Origin of the sequence: Bacillus sp. MUM 116, from assembly GCF_001866655.1 — a bacterium.
Lineage (GTDB): Bacteria > Bacillota > Bacilli > Bacillales > Cytobacillaceae > Neobacillus.
Map to the genome: position 1 here is coordinate 1 of NZ_MLYR01000197.1, position 3,418 is coordinate 3,418.

Annotated in this window: 4 protein-coding genes; 2 read left to right on the top strand and 2 right to left on the bottom strand. The window is 36.1% G+C overall.

The genetic code is table 11. The features are described from left to right. Positions 1-36 precede the first annotated feature (36 nt). Positions 37-507, bottom strand: coding sequence for a cytochrome c biogenesis protein CcdC (locus BIV60_RS27900; RefSeq protein ID WP_071358913.1), 471 nt, complete (start codon positions 505-507; stop codon positions 37-39). Between the two features lie 221 nt (positions 508-728). On the opposite strand from BIV60_RS27900, the gene BIV60_RS27905 reads away from it, so the two are divergent. Both BIV60_RS27905 and BIV60_RS27910 read left to right on the top strand, forming a co-directional pair. Continuing rightward, positions 729-1,850, top strand: a complete 1,122-nt coding sequence (locus tag BIV60_RS27905) for a sensor histidine kinase (RefSeq protein WP_071358914.1) — start codon at positions 729-731, stop codon at positions 1,848-1,850. Between the two features lie 36 nt (positions 1,851-1,886). Then, entirely contained in the window at positions 1,887-2,537 is a 651-nt protein-coding gene (locus tag BIV60_RS27910; RefSeq protein WP_071358915.1) for a response regulator transcription factor, read from the top strand. A gap of 278 nt (positions 2,538-2,815) precedes the next feature. Here the strand turns inward: BIV60_RS27910 and BIV60_RS30015 are convergent, their stop codons facing one another. After that, the gene (locus BIV60_RS30015) at positions 2,816-2,944 is read right to left on the bottom strand and encodes an FbpB family small basic protein (protein ID WP_177177423.1); all 129 of its coding nucleotides are present in this window, start codon (positions 2,942-2,944) and stop codon (positions 2,816-2,818) included. Positions 2,945-3,418 lie beyond the last annotated feature (474 nt).

Below are 3,418 nucleotides of genomic sequence, written 5' to 3' on the forward strand. Positions count from 1 at the left end.
ATACGAAAAACAACAATCTATGCGAAAATTGCCTTATCAAATTGCTTGTGACTGCTTTATCTTTTTAAATTTCACAAAGGAAACGATTCTCCAAGGTAAAATATAGCTAAAAGCAACGGTAAAGAAAAGCATACTTAAACTTGCTGGATCCATGCCCGGTATAACCTGTCTTAATACAATACGAATCGCCACAACTGCGATTAATGCGATAAAAAAGCTTTTATTTTTTTGTGCATAAATATGTCCGTCCTGACGAATTTCATAATTGGTCGTCAGCATAAGAGGAACTGAAAGCAATATACCGATTAAGGATGCAACGGCAAATTCCCATATTTTTACTTGCAACTGATACTGCGAAAATAGAGAAAACACTGGAAGTATATAGATGATGGGAAGCAATATTTTGATTCCTGACCCTTGAATGGGACGAACCATCGCCCTTGTACGTCTCCAAATTACCAAGCCTATAATCACAGCCATGATTCCATAAACTGCAGATCCGTTCATTTTCCATTCTCCTTTATCATTGAGTTATTTTTAAGAGTTTTTGGTTTTCGTCATCACACTCTGATTATAAGGCTGCTAACCTTCCCCTAAATAGTCACCTTCGTCAACAATTGTAAGATGACTTTAGTCATCAATTTGTTGTGACGATGGATTATGTCCTTTCTCCTAAATGACATAGTATAATATCTTTATAGAAAATGGATTTTTTGGAGGAGATGGGGATGATTAACAGTAAGTCCAAGAAAATGGTTTGGACCTTTAAAGCAGTGATGGTCTTTTTGATCTTGTATGAAATCATAAATCTCGAAAGCTTTTCCCTCGGGATAAAAGCTTTATGGATGGCAGGCCTTCTGCTGATGCAAGCGAATGATTTTTTCAGAAACCACTATCGCTTATTGGAACGTAATCGGATTCTTTATACCGTCTCAATGGTAGTGAATATTGTAGTAATCGGGATCTATATGGTGTTGTTTGATAGTCCGGCGACCGGTATTTACTATACATTTCCTCTGGTAGAGATATTTTTGACTGCTCGGTCGGTTCAAACCGGAATCGTGGTCTTTCATGGTTTGGTCTTTTGGGCTGGAATAGTACTAGCGGAAGCGGATGTTCAAAATTCGTTGTTATCCTACTTTGCGATGCTGCTCTTGGTCTATTTGTTTAGGGCAATGAGTTTGGAGAGAGAAAAAGGCCAGCAGTTGAGTGCTGAATTGGTGGAGGCGCATGCCAAGCTGAAAGAAATCACCATTGTTAAGGAGAGAACCAGAATTGCACAGGAAATGCATGATTCCATTGGCCATTCCCTCATAGCCCTTCGTATGCACTTGGAGTATGCTGAAAATATGATCGAAGTCAATCCTCAAAAGGCGGGGGAAGCCATTTCAAAAGCCCACAATTTTTCACAAAAATCAATTAAGGAGCTTCGAAAGGCTGTCGCCGTTTTAAAAGATCAATTGGTTCACAGTCAAATTGAGCTTGAGGAATTATTAAACGATATGATCGAAAGCTTGGAAACTACAGGAAAGTTAAAGTTCACACTGAATTTTGATAAAGAAGTAGAATCGGGCCATCAGGATATGAAAAATTGTATTTATAATTCAGTACGGGAAGCGGTGACCAATGGTTTAAAACACGGCAAGGCCCAACAGTTTCGGATCGACATCACCAAAAGCGGTGACAGGATACAAGTTGCGGTGGAAGACAACGGCGGAGGCTGCGTTCAAATCAAAAAATCGAATGGCCTCCAAGGGATTGAAGATCGCATAGGTTTATTAAATGGGAAAGTAAGCTTCTCATCAGAAAAAGGAAGGGGTTTTAAACTATTGGCCGAAATACCTGCCTGATAGAGAACAAATAACCTAAAGATGGGGAGGATGTAAATGACAAAGATTATAATTGTCGACGATCAGGCGATGGTAAGGGAAGGTCTGAGAATGATTCTGGGCATGCATGAAGAAATTGATATTGTCGGGGAAGCCGCGAACGGGGAAGAATTGCTTGCGTTACTGAAGAATAACCTGCCTGATGTCATTCTTATGGATATTCGGATGCCGGTGATGAACGGCATCGATACGTTAAAAGCTGTGAAGGAAACGTATCCAAGTGTGAAAGTGATTATTCTAACCACCTTTAATGAAGATGAGTATATTTTCAATGGACTTAAATTTGGCGCGGACGGCTATATTCTCAAAGATTCCAATTCTAAGGAAATCATTAAGGCGATTAAGGCAGCGTGTGAAGGTAATATGCTGCTACACTCGCAAGTGAGCACGAAAATCTCTAAAGTATTGCAATCCATGGAACAGGCATCATTGGTTGAAAACAGGATCAAAGAACGATTGCAGAATATATTGACATCAAGGGAAATCGAAGTCGTGGAACTGGTTTTACAAGGAAAAAGCAATAAACAAATAGGCGGTGCGTTATTTTTAACGGAAGGTACGGTTAAAAACTATATTTCTAGAATTCTTGACAAGCTAGATCTCAACAACCGAACTGAACTGGTGCTCTATTTGCAGAATCATCATTAGTCGAATACCACATTAAAATTAATAACTTATTAGAGTATATTAATGAATATACATGCTCGAAGGGTGAGGGAAACAATGCTGGAGTTTCATACTATTCATATAAATGCATTTAAAGAAGAAGAAACTTGGAAAATCAAACTAAGAATAAAGAACCACCAGTCTTGGTGGTTTTAAATTTGTTAAATTATTTTATTCAAATTAAAAAATCTTCTTAACTTACTTTAAAGGAAACTGGTTATTTATGTTGGAATACAGATAAGAGCCATTTTATAACAATGTTATTTTCCATTGGCAATTATTTTAGTGTCAACTTTTTTCTCTATATCGCTCAGTTTAGTTTGATTTGATAAAATCTCACGTTTATTTTTTTCAATCATTTTTTGTAATGTACTGCTAATCTTTTTCATAGTATCCTCTCTTTTTATCATACGGATTTTAATAAATATGTCATAATTCGTTAAATACATACAAGATATTAGTGAAGTATATTGATAAAAAGATATTTTCCATGACAGATACCCCATTTTAGTCTTCAGATTTTTATATCAAAAAAATTTTACTGTTTCTTTGGAAAAACTGTATTTATCAATCACAATCATATTATATAAGCAGTTTTTTAAGTTCTCATGGATTTTATGTAAAGGTTTATTAAGTATTAATTTAATTGTCTGTGGAGTAGCTGATAGGGTCAATCGTTTTTATATTTTTGATGTGCTTAACACACTTCCTGAAATTAAGCAAACAGCACCTGCTACTTTAAGTGCAATTCTTCTCAATCAATTGAAAAAAAAATCATTCCTTTTGAAGAGTATTACTATCCATTGCTAAATACAAACACCTTATATTTGATCTGACCCAATAAAGTTAGACATATAGTTTAG